Below are 20,038 nucleotides of genomic sequence, written 5' to 3'. Positions count from 1 at the left end.
TTTTAAACGTATAAATACATTAAATTTTCAACAATATACTGACCAGAAATTATCTAATATGACTTCCTGCATTAACATCTATTGTAGCTCCGGTAGCATGATCCATAAGCCCACTACACATCAAACCAATTAAAGGTGCTAAATCTTTTGGTTTTGTTAACTCATTCAACGCAAGTTCATTCATTACTTTATCTTCTCCATGAGCAGCAATAAAGTTTTCTGCCATTTGTGTATGTATAAATCCCGGAGCGATAATAAAAGATTTGATATTTTGTTTTCCAAATGATCTTGCTACACTTCGTGCTAACGATACGATACCGCCTTTTGATGCTGCATACGATAGATATTCTTCAGTTTCTCCTCTAAAAACTGCTCGACTAGCCACATAAATAAATCGACCTCCTTTATTCGGAATGAAATGATCTATTCCTAGCTTGGTTAGTAAGCCTACCGCATTTAAATTAACGTTCATAGTATCTTTCCATATAGAAAACCAGCTTCTAGTATCTTGTTGCGTAGAATGTTGTAAAAAAATACCTGCATTAAGTATCATCACATCAATTTTGCCAAAGTGATTGATCACATCTTCAAAAAGTTGATATACTTCATTTTCTATAGATAAATCAGCTTTAAATGTCATTGACTTAGTATCGGGATACTGATTTACCAAGGCATTTGCTGATATTTTATTTGTATTGTAATGTACTGCCAACCTCGCTCCCATCTGCAATAAAAACTCAGCCACAACTTTGCCAATTCCATTAGAAGCTCCTGTAAGTAATATGGTTTTATCTCTAAGGTCAATATTTATCATATTTCTATTTCTAAAAGTCATTAAACATCATAAAAATACTGCTATTTTTTAATGCGATAATCAAAATTACATCTTAGAATCATCAAAATATTTAACAAAACTATTATGTTTTACAATACGAATCTTAACAAGTTTTAGTTAAAAAAATGATGAAAATTCAGTATATTTAATGATAATTCCTTTTTTGTCAACACAACATCCTTTTCGGCAAAAAACCACATAATCATTTTTAAAATCTTAATTCTAAAATTATGAGCATTTCACAAGCCTCCCCAAAAAGCAAGATGGAAAAACCTAGTTTCAAAAACCAATATGAAAATTATATTGGAGGAAAATGGGCAGTACCGGTAAAAGGACAATATTTTGACAACATCTCTCCTGTAGATGGAAACAGTTTTACAAAAATAGCAAGATCGACAGCAGAAGATATCGAATTAGCAATCGATGCTGCATGGAAAGCCGCTCCGGAATGGAATAACTCATCTGCAGCGTATAGAAGTAATTGTCTTTTAAAGATCGCTAGCATTATGGAAGATAATTTAGAAAATCTAGCTAGAGCAGAAACCTGGGACAATGGCAAAGCAATAAGAGAAACACTAGCAGCTGATTTGCCATTAGCTATTGATCATTTTAGATACTTTGCCGGTGTAATTAGAGCCGAAGAAGGTACGGCAAGTGAATTAGATAACAATACGGTATCTATGAACATTCTGGAACCGTTAGGAGTGGTTGGGCAAATCATCCCTTGGAATTTTCCTTTATTGATGGCTGCCTGGAAAGTTGCTCCGGCATTAGCGGCTGGTAATTGTGTGGTTTTAAAACCTGCTGAGCAAACCCCGGTAGGTATTATGATACTTATGGAACTTATTGAAGGAGTTCTGCCGCCTGGTGTATTAAATGTGGTAAATGGTTTTGGAGTTGAAGCTGGTAAACCTTTGGCATCAAATCCTAGAATTAATAAAGTAGCATTTACGGGAGAAACTACAACAGGGCAACTTATCATGCAATATGCATCAAAAAACATAACTCCTGTTACACTAGAATTAGGAGGAAAATCTCCAAATATATTCTTTGATAGTGTCATGAAAGCCGATGATGATTTCTTTGATAAGTCATTAGAAGGAGCAGTTATGTTTGCGCTGAATCAAGGTGAAGTTTGTACTTGTCCTTCAAGAATACTAGTACAAGAAAATATCTATGATGAATTTATAGCACGTGTGATAGAGCGTACAGAGGCCATCAAACTTGGTCACCCTCTTGATCAAACAACAATGATGGGAGCTCAGGCATCTAATGATCAGTATGAAAAAATCCTCAATTATATTAATATAGGAAAAGATGAAGGCTGTGAAGTACTTACAGGAGGCGAATCTGCCTATATAGAAGGTCTGGAAAATGGATACTACATCAAACCAACCCTTCTCAAAGGAAATAACAAAATGCGCGTTTTTCAAGAAGAAATTTTTGGCCCTGTTGCTTGTGTAACAACTTTTAAAGATGAAGCCGAAGCAATAGAAATCGCAAATGATACCTTATATGGTCTGGGTGCAGGAGTATGGACCAGAGATACACATCAGGCATACCAAGTATCAAGAGCCGTAAAATCAGGACGCGTTTGGGTAAACTGTTATCATACATATCCTGCTCATGCACCCTTCGGAGGGTATAAAAAGTCTGGAATCGGTAGAGAGACTCATAAAATGATGCTAAATCACTATCGCCAGACCAAAAATATGTTGATCTCTTATGATAAAAAAGCAATGGGCTTCTTTTAAAATTCAACTCCATGATATCAAGAGTAAATATAACGCAAGAAGCCAAAAATGTTATTGATACCCTTAGAGCAGAAAATGGGGAGTTGATGTTCCATCAAAGCGGAGGATGTTGTGATGGTTCCTCCCCTATGTGTTTTCCTAAGGGAGAGTTAATGATTAATGAAACAGATATTTGGTTAGGAAAAATTCATGATTGTGATTTTTATATGTCTAGTGATCAATTTGAATACTGGAAACATACTCAAATTACTATAGATATAACCAAAGGCAGAGGTTCTAGTTTTTCTTTAGAAATACCTTTGGGCCTTCGGTTCATTATCAAATCTCGTATATATACCGAGGATGAAATGACACAATTATCTCCTATTCACAAAGGTGAGGTCATTTATGATGACTGATTAAGAGATTCTTTATTATCAAATTTTGCTCCCGTTGGTGGTCTATAACCATCAAATGGGAGTTTTAATAATGTACTGATTTTAGCATTAGAATCCACATCGGGATAAGTATCTACTCCATAAACCAAATCTTTCTTTTCTATTTTAGAAAATGTACCAAAAAGTCGATCCCAAATAGAAAAAATATTTCCATAATTGGTATCTGTATATGGTAATACATAATGATGATGCACTTTATGCATGTTAGGCGACACAATTATCCAGCTAATTAAATTATCAAGTTTTGTCGGTAGAGATATATTTGCATGATTAAACTGAGATAAAACAACAGAAAGTGATTGATACAACATGATAATACCAACCGGAGCACCTATTAAAAAAACTCCCAGGGTAGTAAAAACAAAACGTATAATACTCTCACCAGGATGGTGTCTATTTGCTGTTGTAGTATCTACGTGATTATCTGTATGATGTATGAGATGAAACATCCAAAGTGGTTTTATGACATGTTGTACATAGTGTGCTAACCACGCTCCTATCAAATCTAACAAAGCTACACCTAATAAGATAGTAGCCCACAATGGCAAATCTAACCATTGCAAAACTCCAAATTGATTAGCTACAGTCCAATCACTTGTTTTTAATAGAATGAATGCTAACACAAAATTGACAACAATTGTCGTTAGCGTAAAAAAGATATTTGGCCATGCATGCTTAAATTTTTTATACTTAAACTTAAAAAGTGGTGCTGCATATTCTATCAACCAGAAAAAAGTGATTCCTCCCACGAGAATAAGACTACGATGTGACGAAGGAATTGTTTCAAAATAATTAATCAAACTTTCCATAATCACAAATTATTTCATTTTTATGAAAAAACAATACTTTTTCTGTTAAAAACTTTACTTTAAAACAAAAATGTTAGTGGATATTTAAAAAAAATGATTAAGTCACGATATAGATCTTTGTGAAGCAATAATAAAAATCTGTAATTATATATCTTCTAAAAAATGACCGACTATATTAAATTCTAATTCTAAAATTGTTCTTCAACCCAATATTCAGCAAGATTCAGATCATTAAAGATCATCATTTTGCCATAATAGAATAAATTTTCGAATTTTACATTACTTTCTTGTATTGGAGTATATGTCACAACTGCAAAAGCTTTCAAATAAGGAAAAACTTCTCTTATCTTTAGATAATCTGTTGGATTAATCGAATATGAGTTAATTCGATGAGAAATATATCCAAACGGACTGTCTCCAAAATGTAATTTGGTCAACTCTGAAATCTTTTTTGCTTTTTCATGATCAAAACAAACTCCTTCTTTAACTTCTATAATTAAATAATTAGTATAAAAAAAGAGTTTACATATATCTAGATCATATTTTTTAATACAATGATTTTTGGTTAGGGGTTTTAACATATGTATCAGGTTTTTAGAGAAACACTGGTAAAAATGATCTAATTCATTCAATCAAAATCAACACAACGTTCTAAAATACAACTATTTATGTAAAAAAAGTATTTACTAGTAATTACTAGACAAGATATAGCATCTTAAAAAGAAGTGTTGTTAATAATTTATTAATCTTTTTTGTAAAATATTTTTAATAACAGATTACATCACAAAACATCTTATTAACCAGGCCGAAGGTACTTAACAGAATTTAACTCATTTTTTAACATGATCTTAAACACTAATTTCAAAAAACAAAGAGTTTATTACTTGTATTTTTAATCATAAACTCAAAATTAATGAAAACTAAAATTGTTTTTAATCAATTAAAATTTAGTGCTTTAGCTATTGCACTATCTTTAGTCGCTTGTAGTGACAATGAAAGTATTGAAGAAAATTCTGAATTAACAGAGCAACAAGAAACACAAAAAATTGAAAAGTATTTTCTCGGTGATCGGGTACTTGTAAGTAAAGAAAATGACGGTACTTATAGTCTTCAAGGAACCGATATAAGATTATTTGAAGAACAACTAACGGATTCTCCCATAGAAATTTCTGCTACAGAAGAACCTTCTACAGAAAAAACGGAGGGAAAATTAGCATTAGGAGGTTTTGTGCGTAAGTGGACTGACAACACTATTGTATATACCATCAATGGGTTAAGTCAATCTGTACGCAGCGAATTGCAAAAATCTATGGATGAATGGAGTAGTAAAACAAATATTCGTTTTAAAGAACGTACAAATGAGTCTAATTATGTAACTATAAGTAGTAATGGTCAAAATTGTAATTGTGGGGTTGCTACTCTTGGTATGAATGGATCTAGAGGTTTTATAAGGCTTGGAACCAATACTACTGCTGTAGTGATCATACATGAGATAGGACATACATTAGGGTATATTCATGAGCAAAACAGGTCTGATAGAGATAGTAGTGTAATTATTAATTTCGACAACATTGAGCCCGGTGCAGAAGACCAATTCTTTATTAGTAACAACGCACAATTAATAACTCGCGAATTTGATACCAATTCTACGATGATGTATGGTAGTTATACATTTAGTAAAAACGGTCAACCAACAATTACAGATCTTAATGGAAATGTATTGCCAAGAAGAAGAGCCGCGCTTTCTACACTTGATATAGAAGGAACCAACAGTGCATATCCCGGAGATAATGGTAATCCAGGTGGCAGTGGACCTTGCGATGGGATTGATGAGTGGGTTGCAGGACAATCTTATTCTGTTGGTGACCAAGTTACTTTTAGAGGTTTCTTGTTCGAAAGAGATTTTACAACATGGATAAATAAAGGTAGTTGTAATCCGTAAAATTGTTTTTCTTACATTTTTACCAAAAAGGGATTGTTATTATGGTAGCAATCCTTTTTTATGTTTTACGTCTATACCAAATATTAAGTATTAGCCCCGTTATGACCAATAAAGTACCCACGATACTTAAAGGAGGATAAACATCAATAAACCAAAACGCTCCGGCTATCATAGTAAAAATAACCTCTGCATACTTTAGAGAAACTATCTTATTTGTAGCCTGAGATTGAAAAGCTTTGGTCATAAACAATTGTCCGAAGTATCCAAAAACTCCAAGACTTAATAACAAAACCCATTCAATTCCTGATGGCATTGTCCAATCAAAAAATGACAGTATTCCTCCTACGATAAAAGAAATCCACATAAAATAATTGACTATAACTACCGGATGATCTTTTTGTCCAATTTTATTAATAATAACATACACGCCACCACTAAAAATAGCAGATCCCAAAACTAATGTCAAACCTAAAGTATTAATATTAGGATCAAACCCTTTAATCATCAAAACTCCTCCAAAAGCCATCAAAAAAAATAGCCATTGTATAGGTTTTACATGTTCTCTCAAAAAAATAACAGCAAAAATAGTTGCAAAAATAGGAGATAAATATCGTAATGATACGGCAGAACCTATAGGTAAGTAGTCAACAGACATAAAAAATAATCCCATAGATGTAACTCCGACAATCCCTCTTAATATCAATAATTTTTTTTGATTTCCTGCTATTGATATTTTATTAGATATTAGATAACTCATTGTAAAAAATAATGATCCAAAAGCTCTAAATAAGACCAATTGACCGCTCCCAAAATGAGCTAAATATTTTACAATAAGATTCATTACCGTAAAAGATAATGTGCTAATAAGCATAAAATAAATAGCTTTTTTCATTAAAGATTACATATTATGAATTAAATGAACAGTAAAATCATTTATATTGAAATGACTCTTATAGTAGTATTAAAATAAAGGCGCAAAGATAATGAAGTCATTTAAATATTAATTTTAAAATAAAGTACTCTCTTTAAATAGTTTTTCATTTGAAAAATTCAAATAATATTTAGTATTTTAGTTTTTTTAATCCCCGAATCATTAATGACACGTCTCTTTTTTCTATTGTTATTTTTTATAGCACAAACTAGTTTTTCTCAATTATATAGCATTATTGATTCTTTGCAAAAAACACCTGTGTCATATGCTACAATTTCTTTTGGCAATGGCAATGGGACTTTTGCAGACGGAAACGGTAACTTCCAATTTTCTAAAAAACTATACAAAGACATAGATTCTTTATACATCTCTGCAATAGGTTATAAAGAATTAGCATTATCTACATCATCAATTCCTCAACAAATAGTATTAAAACAAGATATCGCAGAATTAAAAGAAGTTGTTATCACTGCAGAGAAAAAAAGAAAGTATAAAATCAAAAAATTACCATCTATAGTACACAACGATTATTTTAGATGTTGGTTACCAACCGTAGAGTCTGAGATTGCTGTATTTTTTGCAAGAGACTTTGAAAAATCATCAAAAATAGCTTCTGTTTTTTTACCAATCAAAACAGAGTCTTCTAATCAAAATTCTAGAAAACCTCAATCTTTTTCTACTGTATTCAAAATGCAATTTTATCAAAACAGTGACGGGTACCCAGGAAAAAGATTATCATATGATGATATTATATTTGTAGTGAGCAGCAATGACAAAGATAATTTTGAGTTAGATATTTCATCACATAAAGTATACATCCCCAAAAATGGAATTTTTGTTTCTGTACAAGTATTAGGATATGCAGATAAGTCCGGAAAATTACAACAAACTAAAAAATATAGCGAGATAGAAACTCCAAAAGGTATAGTTAAAGTATCTACTACCTTTAGACCATTATTACCTTTCACTAATAAAATACCCGACTATAAAACCTTTACAAGAAGAGTATTTTTTAAAAATAGAACCTGGCAAAGGTTTGATAAAAAATACAGTAATAATAACAATCTAATTAAAACGAATAATACAAACTATGGTATGGGATTAAAACTACACCTATTTGAAGAAAAAAAGTAAATTTAATCCAGAAATGTTCTTCGTTTTTTGTTGAACTGATTTGCTACCTCATGAACTTTATCATGTGTTTTACGATTCTCAATAAAATCTACGGCATCAGAAATCGTGAGGTAATAATGATCTTTTCCTAAATTATCCGTAAAACCTGACCGTTTCAAAAAATCTCTAATCGGCCCTATAGTACCTACCAACAATAGTTCTATATTTTGATTTTTTAGATAAAGATAAATATCCTCTAAAACATACAACCCTGTACTATCCAAATCGTGCATATTAGAATTATCCAAAATCAGGTATTTGGGCAGTACTTCTCGACGAGAAACATAGTTGATAACCGTATCTTTAAAATAACCTGAATTCGCAAAATATAGTTGATTATCAAACCTGATAATTAAATACTCTTTTGATTGTACCGCATTCGGAAAACGCTTTACATTTCTGTAATATTTTGAATCCGGTATATTGACCAACTCTGCAATATGTGGTCTTGCACTATAATATTGCAAAAAAATAAAAGATAATATTACCCCAATAAAAATTCCATTTTCTACCCCAAAAACCAGTGTTCCTACAAATGTGATAATCATTACGATAAAATCTCGTCTTTTGGCTCCAAAAAGATATTTGGCTTCACTAAAGTTAATTAGCTTGACTACAGAAACCAAAATAATTGCTGACAAAGCCGCTTTAGGAATATAAAAGAAAAAAGAAGTAAGAAACAACAACGAAATCAAAACGATACTTACTGAGATTAAAGTCGAGATCGTGGTCTTACCCCCTGCTTCATCATTTATTGCTGACCTACTGTAACTCCCCGAAGAAGGTATCGCTTGAAAGAAAGCCCCTATAATTTTAGAAACCCCCAGTGCAAACAATTCTTGATTCGGTCTAACGATATGATCCCTATGTTTCATTTCCATTGATTTGGCTACTCCTATACTACCCACATATCCTATAAATGTAACGGTTAGCACACTAGGTATCAATTGTATCATACGATCATAGCTCATCGTGGGCATTACAAAGGTTGGCAGACCTGCCGGAACATCTTGTATAATAGCAACTCCTTTTTCTTCGAGATTAAAAGCATAAGTAATTAGTGTTGCTATAATTAGTATTACCAATGCTCCAGGAAAAGACTTCTTCCATTTTTTTAACCCTATAATTCCGAGAATAGCACCTATACAGATACATAATGTAATCAAATGTACTTGAGTAAGATTTGAAAAGATGTATATAATCTTTTGATAACTATTCTCCCCATCAGGAATATGAATTCCCAATCCACCTTCTAATTGTGATATAATAATAGCAATTGCAGCAGCAGAAATAAATCCTGATATAACGGGTCTTGAAATCAAATTAACCAAAAACCCCATCTGTAAGAAACTTAACAAAACCTGTACTGCACCTACCAAAAAGCCCAAAAACAACACTAATGATACAAATTGGTCTGTAAATGGTTTTGCCAGAGCACCTACCCCACTCATAACAACAATAGCCGTAATTGCTGCAGGGCCAATACTCAATTGCCTCGATGTGCCCAAAAAAGCATATAGCACCAAAGGCATCAAACAAGCATACAAACCATATATCGGTGGCATTCCCATAAGTATCGCATAAGCAATGGCCTGAGGAATTAAAACCACCCCAACAGTAATCCCAGCAATAGCATCTAATCTAAAAAAAGAAAAGCTATATTGATTCTTATCAAAAAGCTTTAAAACAGGAATTATTTTGTGTAACGTTTTAATTGTATTTGTGATATAAATTCATAGTGTAAATCTACAATACTTTGCCTAATTACACTAAAAGAAATCAGATTTATTAAATTCATAATTTAGTCTTATTTTTAAGCAATTATATTCATAATGAACGAAACTTCACTTCTCATAATCCTGGTAGTTATAGGATTTGTTGCCGGAGTCATCAATACAATAGCTGGCGGTGGCTCTTTATTAACATTACCTATGCTGATTTTTATGGGGTTACCCCCTTCTGTAGCTAATGGCACAAATAGAATAGGGGTATTTATCCAATGTATTACCTCTGTAGCTGGTTTTAGAAGTAAGGGTATAAAACCCACAAGGTTTGGTCTTTATTTAGGAATTGCAGCATCTATAGGGTCTCTAATCGGAGCGCAAATCGCAATAGATATCAAAGGAGAAACGTTTAACAAGATTCTGGCAATAGTAATGGTTTTTGTGGTTTTATTTATGGTATTCAAACCAAAAGTAAACATTACAGATCTCTCAGAAAGGACACAAGGAAAATACCTCTGGCTATCTATTATTGCATTTTTTTTTATTGGGATTTATGGAGGTTTTATTCAGGCAGGAGTTGGGATTTTTATTTTGCTAGCCCTCTCTTCTATAAACTACTTAAGTTTGGTTAACTCTAATGCTATTAAAGTACTTGTTGTATTTATTTATACTTTTGGCGCTATCGCAATTTTTGCTTTCAATAATCAAATTGATTACCTGTATGGTTTTGTTCTTGCCATCGGAAATGCATCAGGTGGGTGGATCGCCAGCAGATGGTCTGTAAAAAAAGGAGATGGTTTGGTAAAAATATTTTTAGTGATCATGGTTGTTGCAATGGCTATCAAGCTGTGGTTAGATGATTAAATTTTAATAAAAAAGTTTTTTATGATACCTTAATAAAATATAGTTATCATATTTCTAGCTTTATATGTATCTTTTCAAAAAAATTTAATAAATCCCCATCAAATGTTAAAACTCTACGCTACATGGTTTTTACTTATTTGTTTTTTATTTTTTAGTTGCAAGTCCAAAGACAAAGAAAATGAAATCGATACAGAAAAACCGATTCAAGCTTCTACACCCAATATTCAGAAGCTAGAAAACGAAATTAAAGTTGACCCGATCACGCACGCTTCGGCCATTATCGAATGGGAGGACAAAACCATTTATGTTGATCCAACAGGAGGCTCAAAAGCCTTTGGTAATAAAAAGAAACCTGATTTAGTACTCATAACAGACATACATGGTGATCATATGAATATAGATACTTTAGACAGCCTTGATTTGTCTAAAGCTTCATTAGTAGTACCACAGGCCGTTGCAGAAAAATTACCTGCAAAATATACAGAGCAAATTGTAATTCTTAATAACGATGAAGTAAAGGAAATACAAGGTGTTCCTATAAAAGCGATACCTATGTATAACATTAGAGAAGAAGCTTTAAAATACCATAACAAAGGTCGTGGTAATGGATATATAATTACTCTGGGAAATAAACGTATCTATTTTTCGGGCGATACAGAAGACATCCCAGAAATGAGAGCTCTAAAAAGAATAGATATGGCTTTTGTATGTATGAATCTGCCCTATACAATGACAGTAGAAAGTGCAGCAGATGCAGTATTAGAATTTAAACCCAAACAAGTATATCCTTATCATTATCGTGGTACCGAAGGGCTAAGTGATATTTCAAGATTTAAAGAATTGGTATCAAAAGATCCTAATATAGAAGTTGTGCAATTAGATTGGTATCCTAAAAATTAAAGGCAAACATAATAAGTTAACTCATTATAATCTATCAAAAATGAAGTCTGTACTATATAAAACTTTTCTTCTTTTAATATGTATACTAATTATTTCATGCAAAAAAGAGAAAGAAAACCTAAAACCTGAAGAAAATATTAAACAAGAATCTGGTTTTAAAGTTCCAATTGAATATTATAAATTGGATAACGGCTTAAAAGTAATCTTATCACAGGATAAAACTTCTCCTACTGCAATAGTGGCAGTTTATTATAACATTGGTTTTAGAAATGAACCTAGAGACAGGACTGGATTTGCTCACCTTTTTGAACATATGATGTTTCAAGGGTCAAAAAATTTAGGCAAAATGGAATTCATACAACTTATTCAGAAAAACGGAGGGATTTTAAATGGTTCTACGCGCTTTGATTTTACAAATTACTTTGAAATTATTCCTTCACATAAATTAGAAACTATTCTATGGGCAGAAGCCGATCGAATGAAAGGCCTTGATATTACGCAAGACAACTTAACAAATCAACAAGGTGTTGTAAAGAATGAGGTTAAAGTAAATGTATTAAACCAACCTTATGGAGGGTTTCCTTGGTTAGATATGCCACAGTATGCAAATACAAACTGGTACAATGCCCATAACTTTTATGGAGACCTTAAAGACTTGGACGCTGCAAAACTAGAAGATGTTGATCTATTCTTCAAAACGTTTTATGCCCCTAATAATGCTGCTATATCAGTAGTTGGAGACTTTGATATGGGTAAAACAAAAAAATGGATACAAAAATATTTTGGAGGTATTCCTTCTTCTAAACTCCCTGAAACTCCAGATATTTCAGAACCAAAACAAGAGGAACAAAAAGAGTTTACCAAAGATGATCCTCTAGCTAATAAACCGGCAATAGCTATCGCATATCACATGCCTGAACGTAACACTCCTGAATATTATGCAATGGGATTATTAGATCAAATCTTAGTTCAAGGAGATAATGCGCTTTTAGTTCAAAAATTGCAAAATGAAAAGGGGGTTACTTCAAACGTAAATGGTGGAATTAATTATTTAGGCAATATGTTTAACTATAAAGGACCTATGTTATGGATGTATAATTTCACATATGATAATGAAACTTCCAGAGAGGACATTTTATCTTCTATTGAAGAAGTTATGCAAAATCTAAATACCGAAATATCTCAAGAAAAGATTGATCTTGCAATTATAAAAATGAGATCAAAACTATACGATGATTTAGGAGGTACTTTTGGATTAGGTAGAGCAGATTTACTATGTAGTTTTGCTTTATTTGATGATCAACCTGAAAAAATTAATAACATAGAAGAAGAGTTTAAAAAGATTACTCCAGAAATAATGAGTAAAACGATAAAAGAATATTTAAGAAATACTAACAGAACCATCATTACTGTAAATCCTCTTTTAGCGAACAAAGAAAACACAAAATCATGAAAAAAATATTTTCACTATCAGTTATACTTTTAGCAACAGCAATACTGACAGCCCAAGAAAAAGAAAAACCTCCTATTGGTGAGACCCCTAAAGATTTCATACTTCCAAAAAAAGAAGTTCTTAATTTAGAAAATGGTCTATCGCTGGTAATGATTCCTTACGGGAATATTCCTAAAGCCACCATAACAGTAGATATTAAATCGGGAAATATTCATGAGACAAAAGATCAAGTAGGGTTATCTAACCTTATGGGAGATTTACTAAAAGAAGGTTCCACCACTAAAGATTCGAAACAAATTGCTAATCAAATGGCAGAAATGGGTGGTAATCTAAGTATCTCTGTACGACAACACAATACAACTGTTAGTGCATCTGTTTTATATGAATTTGCGCCAGATGCATTGAAATTAATTGGTGATATCTTAAAAAATCCTAGATGGCCTGAAACAGATTTAGAAAGACTTAAAAACGACATGAAACGTAATTTAGCTGTTTCTTTATCAAGACCTCAAACACAAGCAAGAAAAGATTTTTTCGGAAAACTATATCCCGATCATCCTTATGGCAGAACTCACTCTTCTGATGAAATGATAGATGCTTTTACTTTAGACAACATAAAGAATTTTTATAATTCAAACTATGGAGCACAGCGTACTATTGTGTACATTGCCGGCAAATTCAATACTAATGCAGTAAAGGAAGTCGTTCAAAATATTTTTACAGATTGGCAAAAAGGCCCTGAACCATATTATCCTGTAGCCAAAGCTACTAGTACTACTTTAACTCAAATTATTGATAGACCAGATGCTCCTCAATCAACAATTTACTATGGGTTGCCTGTTATTGATCCTTCGCATCCAGATTTTATCGCATTACAAGTAACCAATTCCTTATTAGGAGGATCTTTTGGTTCTAGAATTACTAGTAATATCAGAGAAGATAAAGGATATACGTATTCACCAAGAAGTTCTGTGATTTCTAATTACAAAAGTGGTGTATGGATCGAATCTGCTGATGTCACAACAAAACATACAGGTGCTTCTATAAAGGAAATTAAGAACGAAATTGTAAAACTTCAAAATGAACTCCCTACTGAAGAAGAGTTACAAGGTATTAAAAATTATGAATCAGGTATTTTTGTTTTACGAAACTCTACTCCTGGTGGCATCATTAATCAATTATCTTTCATTGACAGACATAATCTAGATGAATCATATCTCAAAGATCGTGTAAAAAACATTCAAAATATAACTCCAGAAAAGGTTAAAGAAACAACTAAAAAATATATTGACCCTAATAAAATGACATTGGTTATAGTAGGAGACAAGAAAAAGGTACAACAACAAGTAACAGAAATAATAGAAAAAGAAAGTTTGAAGCAATAAAAAATAAACAAAACAAGTAAAAGCTGTCTAAAAATTATTTTTAGACAGCTTTTACTTTATAAACAATATTATCGTAACATCTCATGAAAAGAGAAAAACATCCCGTAAAAAACAATACTAAAACAAAAGAGCAACATTATCACTATAAAATATATAAACCCTACGGGTATCTAAGTCAGTTTGTAAACAACGGTCAAAAACAAAACTCCAAAAGACTTCTAGGTGAACTTAATGATTTTCCCGAGGGAACGATGGCGATTGGAAGGTTAGATGAAAAATCTGAGGGACTTCTATTACTCACTACAGATGGCAAAATAAGTAATCATATTTGTAGTAGTGGTATTGAAAAAGAGTATTATGCCCAAGTTGACGGAGACATTACGATTGAAGAAATAAAAAAGCTTGAACAAGGAGTAGAGATCGGTTTTAATGGAAAAAAATATACGACTCAACCTTGTAAAGCTTATAAACTCAAAGAAGAACCAGAATTTCCACAAAGATCTAGAAAAATAAGGGATGACAGACATGGCCCTACTAGCTGGGTATCCATTACTCTAAAAGAAGGTAAATATAGGCAAGTACGTAAAATGACATCGGCCGTAGGGTTTCCTACTCTTAGATTAGTTCGTGTACGGATTGGTAATATCTTTTTAGACAAAATGTTACCCGGTCATACCGAAAATGTAGAAAGTTTTGATTTGTAATGTTATAAAAAACTTTCTTGATTAAGTTAGGTTAAATGAACTATTAAAAAAACGCATCCGTTTATTCATTCAGTAATTTTTGAAATACTTCTAGATACTGCCCTACATGATAGCCATCTGCCAAAGCGTGATGTACATGAATAGAAATCGGTAAATTTAATTGATCATTTTCTTTACTATATCTTCCGAAAGAGATTTTTGGGATGCTATCAACAAATTGAAAATGTCTGGCATGAGTAAGACCTGTAAAACTATACCATGGTATTGAGGAATAATGTATTGTATCTATACGTTTTGTATCTTCTGTATGGCATAATCCCTTACTATTTCTAATAATCTCTATTTTTTTCTTTGATTTTGAAACGAATGCTTCAAAATCCTTATCGAATTCAAGAAACGAAAAACCAAAAGTATGGTCTTCTCTTCCAATAGTTGGAGAAGCATGAATCGTATCGTAAAGAAAAACTTCATTATCTTCTATACGATACTTTAATGCTTCAACTTCATTTATTGCAAGTAATGATTTATGTAAATAAAATAAAAAATAAGGATACCCCAGATCGTTTATTTTTTGATACCCCTTAGTAAAATTAATAGTAGTAGTTATTCCAAAAAAAGGTTCATCAAATGCACTGAAAAACTCAAAATGTTCTTTTCTATTCCAGTTATCTAGGTCTACTTGAGTTTTCATTTTCTACAAAACTTCTAATAATTCTGTTGCTTTGGTAAAGCTTTTAAAATTTGGATGATTAATTTCTCCATTTACCATTTCATGAGCCCAAGTAGTATGAAATGGGATATGAAATGCATGTGCTCCAATATTTAGAACCGGTAATACATCTGATTTTAAGGAGTTACCAACCATCAAAAACTCATTTTCTGTAACATCCAACTGTTTTACCAGCTTTTTGTATTGCTTTTCAGTTTTATCTGATACAATTTCGATATGATGAAAGTAACATTCTAATCCTGATTTGATTAATTTACGTTCCTGATCCAAAAGATCCCCCTTGGTCGCCATTACTAATCGATATCGTTTAGAAAGTTCTTTGAGTGTGTCATCGATTCCATCTATCAATTCTATAGGTTCGTTAAGCATTTCTTTTCCTTTCTCAATAAGCTTCTGCACCAGATCTATAGACATATCACCATTTGTAATAGTAATAGCAGCTTCGATCAGCGAAAGAGTGAATGGCTTTATACCATATCCATACAGAGGCAGATTTTTCATCTCTACATCAAAAAGTAGCTTTCCAGCCTCTTCTTTGGGCAAATACGCCTCTAAAAGCTCACAAAGCTCTTCTTCTGCTTTTCTGAATAGCGTTTCATTTACCCACAACGTATCATCTGCATCGAATGCAATAACCTTTATATTTTTTAAAGACATTTCTTTTTAATGTTTTAAGAATATTAATGCATTAAAAGTCAAAACTATCTCACCAACTTTTTATATTTAATACGTTTTGGCATAAGATCACCTCCCAAACGTTTCTTTTTATTTTCTTCATAATCAGAGAAACTACCTTCAAAGAAATATACTTGAGAATCGCCTTCAAAAGCTAAAATATGCGTACATATTCTATCTAAAAACCAGCGATCGTGAGAGATGACCACCGCACATCCGGCAAAGTTTTCAAGTCCCTCTTCTAGAGCTCTCAGTGTATTTACATCCAAATCATTGGTAGGCTCATCCAACAGTAATACGTTTCCTTCTTCTTTTAATGTCATGGCAAGGTGTAGGCGGTTACGCTCTCCTCCCGAAAGTGCGGATACTTTTTTATTTTGTTCGCTACCGCTAAAATTAAATCGACTTAAATATGCTCTTGAGTTTACTTGTTTTCCTCCCATCATAACAAGTTCTTGCTCATCACTAAAATTTTGCCAAATTGTTTTCTCTGGATCAATATTACTGTGACTTTGATCTACATAAGCAATCTTTGCAGTATCGCCAACACTAAAACTACCTTTATCCGGTTGTTCTTCGCCCATAATCATTTTGAATATGGTCGTCTTACCTGCTCCATTAGGACCTATTATCCCTACAATACCTGCTTGTGGTAAATTAAAATTAAGATCTTCATATAATAATTTATCATCAAACGCTTTGCTCACTCCACTAGCCTCTATAACATTAGTCCCCAGTCTTGGCCCATTGGGTATATATATTTCAAGCTTTTCGTCTACTTGTTTTTGATCTTGATTGAGCAATTTATCATAATTACTCAAACGAGCTTTTTGCTTTGCCTGACGACCTTTTGGAGCCATACGCACCCATTCTAATTCTCGTTCAAGAGTTTTTTGTCTTTTTGAAGCCTGTTTTTGTTCTTGGGCTAATCGTTTTGATTTTTGATCTAGCCAAGAAGAATAGTTTCCTTTCCATGGGATACCTTCTCCTCTATCTAGTTCTAATATCCATCCAGCTACATTATCCAAGAAATAACGGTCGTGTGTCACTGCGATCACGGTCCCCTTATATTGTTGTAAGTGATGCTCTAACCAATGTACAGATTCTGCATCCAAATGGTTTGTTGGTTCATCTAACAATAGTACATCTGGTTCCTGAAGTAATAGACGGCATAAAGCAACTCTTCTACGTTCTCCACCAGAAAGAACACTAATTTTCTTATCTGCATCAGGGGTTCTTAGCGCATCCATTGCTATTTCTAGTTTGGTGTCTAAATCCCAGGCATTACTAGCATCTATCTGATCTTGAAGTTTTGCTTGCTTATCCATGAGCTCTTGCATCTTATCTGCATTCTCATATACTTCTGGTAGAGCAAACATATCATTAATTTTGTTGTACTCATCTAAAACGGCTACTGTTTCTGATACTCCTTCTTTTACTACTTCTAAAACAGTTTTGTCAGGATCTAATTGTGGTTCTTGCTCTAATAGCCCAACAGTATACCCCGGAGAGAAAACAACATCTCCCTGATAGTTTTTGTCTAAGCCGGCAATAATTTTTAACAACGTAGATTTTCCTGATCCATTAAGTCCTAAGATTCCTATCTTGGCCCCATAGAAAAAGCTTAAATATATGTTTTTAAGTACCGGAGTATTTGCACTTTTAAAAGTCTTGCTTACTCCTGACATCGAAAAGATAACCTTTTTATCGTCTGACATAAGTCTTTGTTTTAGAAATAATAATTAATTTGTGTAATATATACTGAATTGTAGGAGATATTTAAACTCTTCCTTTTAGGGCGTTAAAAACCCATGCAATGGCAAAAAAACCGACGCCTACTGCTGCAAAACCATATCCTGATACATCTCTATATCTAAAAGCGCCTAATGCGATTAGAGAAAGTCCAACAATGATCATGATAAAAGTTGCCCAAGCCAAAACGGTATTTTTATTCATTCCCATAAAATAATATTTAAGTTTAGTATTAATACATCACGTCTATAAAAACATGAAGCAAGTGCAAATATCGGTATTTTATCATCAAAAAAAGTGATTTTTGAATGACTTATTTATAGGATATCAACAATAGAACTTAAAAATCATATCTATTTTGAATTGGGCAACTAACCATTATTTCTATAAAATAACCATAGTTATAATTAATTAACAAGTCTGTTTTCTACTCTTGATTCGAGTACTGCTTCGATATCATCAGGTATATTCTCAAAAAAATCATAACCAGTAAGATTTTCGATATCGTCTACCGTTGTTCTAAAATTTCTCCAGTTAAACGATATCCCTTGATCATTTGGCATATTTACAGCAATCATTCTTGTAGCAGTAGTTACTCTACTAATATCATTTGATCCATTCGGCAATATTAATGCTACTTTCCAAAAAGAGTCCGGCACATTAATGCTACCATTATTAATTCTATCTCTATACCCTCTGGTTCCTACTCCACCAGTTCCTGCTACACCAGCAATGATATGGACTTCATTTCCATCATCAACCAATGATCTAAGATATCTTTCAAAAGCTGCCCAAGGCCCTAAATTATTACCTATCGCTTGAGGCGCAATGTTAGTCATAAAGTATGTATTTGCATTTTCTTGTGCCGTAGCATCTCTATCTGCTGAAGGACAAATATGCCCTCTTTGAAATCCGGATCCGCTGTAATCGTTTTCTGTTGGACTAAAAAAAGAATCCGGTAAAGATGTATCTTGCATAAAGCAATTACAACGACTTTCTTCACCTATCCAAGTTGCATTTAAATGCCAACTTACCCAATTTGGAGTTCCATTGCTACTATTATATGATAATGTATATTCTGGTCTCATTACAAAATAATTATCAGGAGATGTATTTGCATTTGATGGGTTTCCAAAAGTAAGATTGCTATCTCGACCGCTATTTCCTCCATCTCCTCCTCCCGTTGTATCAGTTACAATTTCAAAATTATCAAAGTTAATACGATTACTTCCTCCAGATGTTTTAGAAACGCCATAGCGCACACTACGAGTTTCATTTACTTCAAAAGATACCGTATTGAGTGTGGTAGAAGTTGTGTTTACAGGTTCTCCTACAAAAGACCAAGTCGCACCGCTGTCATATGAAGCTACCAAACGCCACGAGGAATTTCCGTCGCTACCATATTTTGCATGTCTAACTCGAATGGTTTTCACACCATTGTCCATATCAAAATTCATAACGATATACCCTTCTCCTCTTAAGCGAGCGGCTTTACTTCCAAATTTACGATCTCTGGAGTTTGTCCCTATTTTGGCATCACTAAACCTCCAGACACCAGACGAAGACAAATCAACATTGGTAGTAAAATACGTGAACTTTGTCGCCGATTCATAACCTTCGATAAAACCTGAAGCTCTTTTACCTAAAAAACTATGCTCATACGGACCCTGATTATCATAATAATTTGTTTGAACTCTAATTTCAGAATTAATAATTAGAGGAATAAATTCTTCTACTGACTCATCATCAAATTCTTCATTACTTTCACAACTAGTGATGAGTAATAGCAATGTAGTTAGACAATAAGCCAAGTTGAGATTAAAAAATTTCATAATTGAATTGTTTTGTGTGAATATTTAAATTAGTTACAGTGTTAAAATAATCTCAAAAACATGATCTAATTGTTAAATCCCGACCAAGAAAACATTATTAAAATATTAACCAACAATTATTTATAAATACAATCATTA

General features: G+C 32.7%; 19 protein-coding genes. 9 read left to right on the top strand and 10 right to left on the bottom strand.

From position 1 onward, the window contains the following. Window positions 1-49 precede the first annotated feature (49 nt). Window positions 50-814 (bottom strand): SDR family NAD(P)-dependent oxidoreductase, encoded by a 765-nt coding sequence (locus tag FHK87_RS00605; RefSeq protein ID WP_226293953.1) that lies wholly within the window; start codon window positions 812-814, stop codon window positions 50-52. 251 nt (window positions 815-1,065) lie between these two features. Between FHK87_RS00605 and FHK87_RS00600 the strand changes: the two genes are divergently transcribed. Both FHK87_RS00600 and FHK87_RS00595 read left to right on the top strand, forming a co-directional pair. Further along, window positions 1,066-2,589, top strand: coding sequence for an aldehyde dehydrogenase family protein (locus tag FHK87_RS00600; RefSeq protein ID WP_140588552.1), 1,524 nt, complete (start codon window positions 1,066-1,068; stop codon window positions 2,587-2,589). 11 nt (window positions 2,590-2,600) lie between these two features. Next, on the top strand, window positions 2,601-2,987 hold the full coding sequence (locus FHK87_RS00595; protein WP_140588550.1) for a DUF779 domain-containing protein: 387 nt from the start codon (window positions 2,601-2,603) through the stop codon (window positions 2,985-2,987). Here the strand turns inward: FHK87_RS00595 and FHK87_RS00590 are convergent. After that, complete coding sequence (locus tag FHK87_RS00590; RefSeq protein ID WP_140588547.1) at window positions 2,975-3,835, bottom strand: sterol desaturase family protein; 861 nt, start codon at window positions 3,833-3,835, stop codon at window positions 2,975-2,977. The two genes, FHK87_RS00595 and FHK87_RS00590, sit on opposite strands and share 13 nt — an antisense overlap. A 188-nt stretch (window positions 3,836-4,023) precedes the next feature. Next, window positions 4,024-4,416, bottom strand: coding sequence for a hypothetical protein (locus FHK87_RS00585; RefSeq protein WP_140588544.1), 393 nt, complete (start codon window positions 4,414-4,416; stop codon window positions 4,024-4,026). A 332-nt stretch (window positions 4,417-4,748) separates the two neighbouring features. Between FHK87_RS00585 and FHK87_RS00580 the strand changes: the two genes are divergently transcribed. Next, entirely contained in the window at window positions 4,749-5,777 is a 1,029-nt protein-coding gene (locus FHK87_RS00580; protein WP_140588542.1) for a M12 family metallopeptidase, read from the top strand. A 58-nt stretch (window positions 5,778-5,835) separates the two neighbouring features. Here the strand turns inward: FHK87_RS00580 and FHK87_RS00575 are convergent, their stop codons facing one another. Continuing rightward, entirely contained in the window at window positions 5,836-6,669 is an 834-nt protein-coding gene (locus FHK87_RS00575; RefSeq protein WP_226293951.1) for a DMT family transporter, read from the bottom strand. A 204-nt stretch (window positions 6,670-6,873) separates the two neighbouring features. Between FHK87_RS00575 and FHK87_RS00570 the strand changes: the two genes are divergently transcribed. Continuing rightward, window positions 6,874-7,842, top strand: a complete 969-nt coding sequence (locus FHK87_RS00570) for a carboxypeptidase-like regulatory domain-containing protein (RefSeq protein ID WP_140588539.1) — start codon at window positions 6,874-6,876, stop codon at window positions 7,840-7,842. 2 nt (window positions 7,843-7,844) lie between these two features. Here FHK87_RS00570 and FHK87_RS00565 read toward each other — a convergent pair whose 3' ends face one another. Next, window positions 7,845-9,575 carry a SulP family inorganic anion transporter gene (locus FHK87_RS00565; protein WP_140588537.1) on the bottom strand — a complete coding sequence of 577 codons (1,731 nt, stop codon included), beginning with the start codon at window positions 9,573-9,575 and terminating at the stop codon, window positions 7,845-7,847. 138 nt (window positions 9,576-9,713) lie between these two features. Between FHK87_RS00565 and FHK87_RS00560 the strand changes: the two genes are divergently transcribed. The 5 genes from FHK87_RS00560 to FHK87_RS00540 all read left to right on the top strand — a co-directional run bounded on the left by FHK87_RS00560 (window position 9,714) and on the right by FHK87_RS00540 (window position 14,911). Then, entirely contained in the window at window positions 9,714-10,469 is a 756-nt protein-coding gene (locus FHK87_RS00560; protein WP_140588535.1) for a sulfite exporter TauE/SafE family protein, read from the top strand. A gap of 102 nt (window positions 10,470-10,571) precedes the next feature. Continuing rightward, window positions 10,572-11,369 (top strand): MBL fold metallo-hydrolase, encoded by a 798-nt coding sequence (locus FHK87_RS00555; RefSeq protein ID WP_140588532.1) that lies wholly within the window; start codon window positions 10,572-10,574, stop codon window positions 11,367-11,369. 40 nt (window positions 11,370-11,409) lie between these two features. After that, the gene (locus FHK87_RS00550; protein WP_140588529.1) at window positions 11,410-12,822 is read left to right on the top strand and encodes a M16 family metallopeptidase; all 1,413 of its coding nucleotides are present in this window, start codon (window positions 11,410-11,412) and stop codon (window positions 12,820-12,822) included. Then, window positions 12,819-14,207 carry a M16 family metallopeptidase gene (locus FHK87_RS00545; protein ID WP_140588526.1) on the top strand — a complete coding sequence of 463 codons (1,389 nt, stop codon included), beginning with the start codon at window positions 12,819-12,821 and terminating at the stop codon, window positions 14,205-14,207. The genes FHK87_RS00550 and FHK87_RS00545 overlap by 4 nt, the downstream gene beginning before the upstream one ends. Before the next feature lie 83 nt (window positions 14,208-14,290). Beyond that, a complete protein-coding gene (locus FHK87_RS00540) occupies window positions 14,291-14,911 on the top strand; it encodes a pseudouridine synthase (RefSeq protein WP_140588524.1) in 621 nt (206 codons plus the stop codon). Window positions 14,912-14,972: 61 nt separating this feature from the next. Here the strand turns inward: FHK87_RS00540 and FHK87_RS00535 are convergent, their stop codons facing one another. From FHK87_RS00535 to FHK87_RS00515, 5 genes are all read right to left on the bottom strand, one after another. Beyond that, the gene (locus FHK87_RS00535) at window positions 14,973-15,602 is read right to left on the bottom strand and encodes a chloramphenicol acetyltransferase (RefSeq protein ID WP_140588521.1); all 630 of its coding nucleotides are present in this window, start codon (window positions 15,600-15,602) and stop codon (window positions 14,973-14,975) included. 3 nt (window positions 15,603-15,605) lie between these two features. Further along, window positions 15,606-16,298 (bottom strand): HAD family hydrolase, encoded by a 693-nt coding sequence (locus FHK87_RS00530; RefSeq protein ID WP_140588519.1) that lies wholly within the window; start codon window positions 16,296-16,298, stop codon window positions 15,606-15,608. Between the two features lie 44 nt (window positions 16,299-16,342). Continuing rightward, window positions 16,343-18,034 (bottom strand): energy-dependent translational throttle protein EttA, encoded by a 1,692-nt coding sequence (gene ettA, locus FHK87_RS00525; RefSeq protein ID WP_140588517.1) that lies wholly within the window; start codon window positions 18,032-18,034, stop codon window positions 16,343-16,345. 61 nt (window positions 18,035-18,095) lie between these two features. Continuing rightward, on the bottom strand, window positions 18,096-18,278 hold the full coding sequence (locus tag FHK87_RS00520) for a CAL67264 family membrane protein (RefSeq protein ID WP_073314008.1): 183 nt from the start codon (window positions 18,276-18,278) through the stop codon (window positions 18,096-18,098). Window positions 18,279-18,475: 197 nt separating this feature from the next. Beyond that, window positions 18,476-19,900 (bottom strand): DNA/RNA non-specific endonuclease, encoded by a 1,425-nt coding sequence (locus tag FHK87_RS00515; protein WP_140588514.1) that lies wholly within the window; start codon window positions 19,898-19,900, stop codon window positions 18,476-18,478. Between the last annotated feature and the right edge of the window lie 138 nt (window positions 19,901-20,038).

This window comes from Aquimarina algicola (assembly GCF_006443095.1).
Lineage (GTDB): Bacteria > Bacteroidota > Bacteroidia > Flavobacteriales > Flavobacteriaceae > Aquimarina > Aquimarina algicola.
Note: the sequence above shows the minus strand (reverse complement) of the source record. Positions and strands in the feature narration are given on the sequence as shown.

What these genes read in the sequence shown, in the direction of transcription:
- FHK87_RS00605 (WP_226293953.1), bottom strand. Translation starts at nt 814, where the DNA reads ATGATAAATATTGACCTTAGAGATAAAACCATATTACTTACAGGAGCT.
- FHK87_RS00600 (WP_140588552.1), top strand. Translation starts at nt 1,066, where the DNA reads ATGAGCATTTCACAAGCCTCCCCAAAAAGCAAGATGGAAAAACCTAGT.
- FHK87_RS00595 (WP_140588550.1), top strand. Translation starts at nt 2,601, where the DNA reads ATGATATCAAGAGTAAATATAACGCAAGAAGCCAAAAATGTTATTGAT.
- FHK87_RS00590 (WP_140588547.1), bottom strand. Translation starts at nt 3,835, where the DNA reads ATGGAAAGTTTGATTAATTATTTTGAAACAATTCCTTCGTCACATCGT.
- FHK87_RS00585 (WP_140588544.1), bottom strand. Translation starts at nt 4,416, where the DNA reads ATGTTAAAACCCCTAACCAAAAATCATTGTATTAAAAAATATGATCTA.
- FHK87_RS00580 (WP_140588542.1), top strand. Translation starts at nt 4,749, where the DNA reads ATGAAAACTAAAATTGTTTTTAATCAATTAAAATTTAGTGCTTTAGCT.
- FHK87_RS00575 (WP_226293951.1), bottom strand. Translation starts at nt 6,669, where the DNA reads ATGAAAAAAGCTATTTATTTTATGCTTATTAGCACATTATCTTTTACG.
- FHK87_RS00570 (WP_140588539.1), top strand. Translation starts at nt 6,874, where the DNA reads ATGACACGTCTCTTTTTTCTATTGTTATTTTTTATAGCACAAACTAGT.
- FHK87_RS00560 (WP_140588535.1), top strand. Translation starts at nt 9,714, where the DNA reads ATGAACGAAACTTCACTTCTCATAATCCTGGTAGTTATAGGATTTGTT.
- FHK87_RS00555 (WP_140588532.1), top strand. Translation starts at nt 10,572, where the DNA reads ATGTTAAAACTCTACGCTACATGGTTTTTACTTATTTGTTTTTTATTT.
- FHK87_RS00550 (WP_140588529.1), top strand. Translation starts at nt 11,410, where the DNA reads ATGAAGTCTGTACTATATAAAACTTTTCTTCTTTTAATATGTATACTA.
- FHK87_RS00545 (WP_140588526.1), top strand. Translation starts at nt 12,819, where the DNA reads ATGAAAAAAATATTTTCACTATCAGTTATACTTTTAGCAACAGCAATA.
- FHK87_RS00540 (WP_140588524.1), top strand. Translation starts at nt 14,291, where the DNA reads ATGAAAAGAGAAAAACATCCCGTAAAAAACAATACTAAAACAAAAGAG.
- FHK87_RS00535 (WP_140588521.1), bottom strand. Translation starts at nt 15,602, where the DNA reads ATGAAAACTCAAGTAGACCTAGATAACTGGAATAGAAAAGAACATTTT.
- FHK87_RS00530 (WP_140588519.1), bottom strand. Translation starts at nt 16,298, where the DNA reads ATGTCTTTAAAAAATATAAAGGTTATTGCATTCGATGCAGATGATACG.
- ettA (WP_140588517.1), bottom strand. Translation starts at nt 18,034, where the DNA reads ATGTCAGACGATAAAAAGGTTATCTTTTCGATGTCAGGAGTAAGCAAG.
- FHK87_RS00520 (WP_073314008.1), bottom strand. Translation starts at nt 18,278, where the DNA reads ATGGGAATGAATAAAAATACCGTTTTGGCTTGGGCAACTTTTATCATG.
- FHK87_RS00515 (WP_140588514.1), bottom strand. Translation starts at nt 19,900, where the DNA reads ATGAAATTTTTTAATCTCAACTTGGCTTATTGTCTAACTACATTGCTA.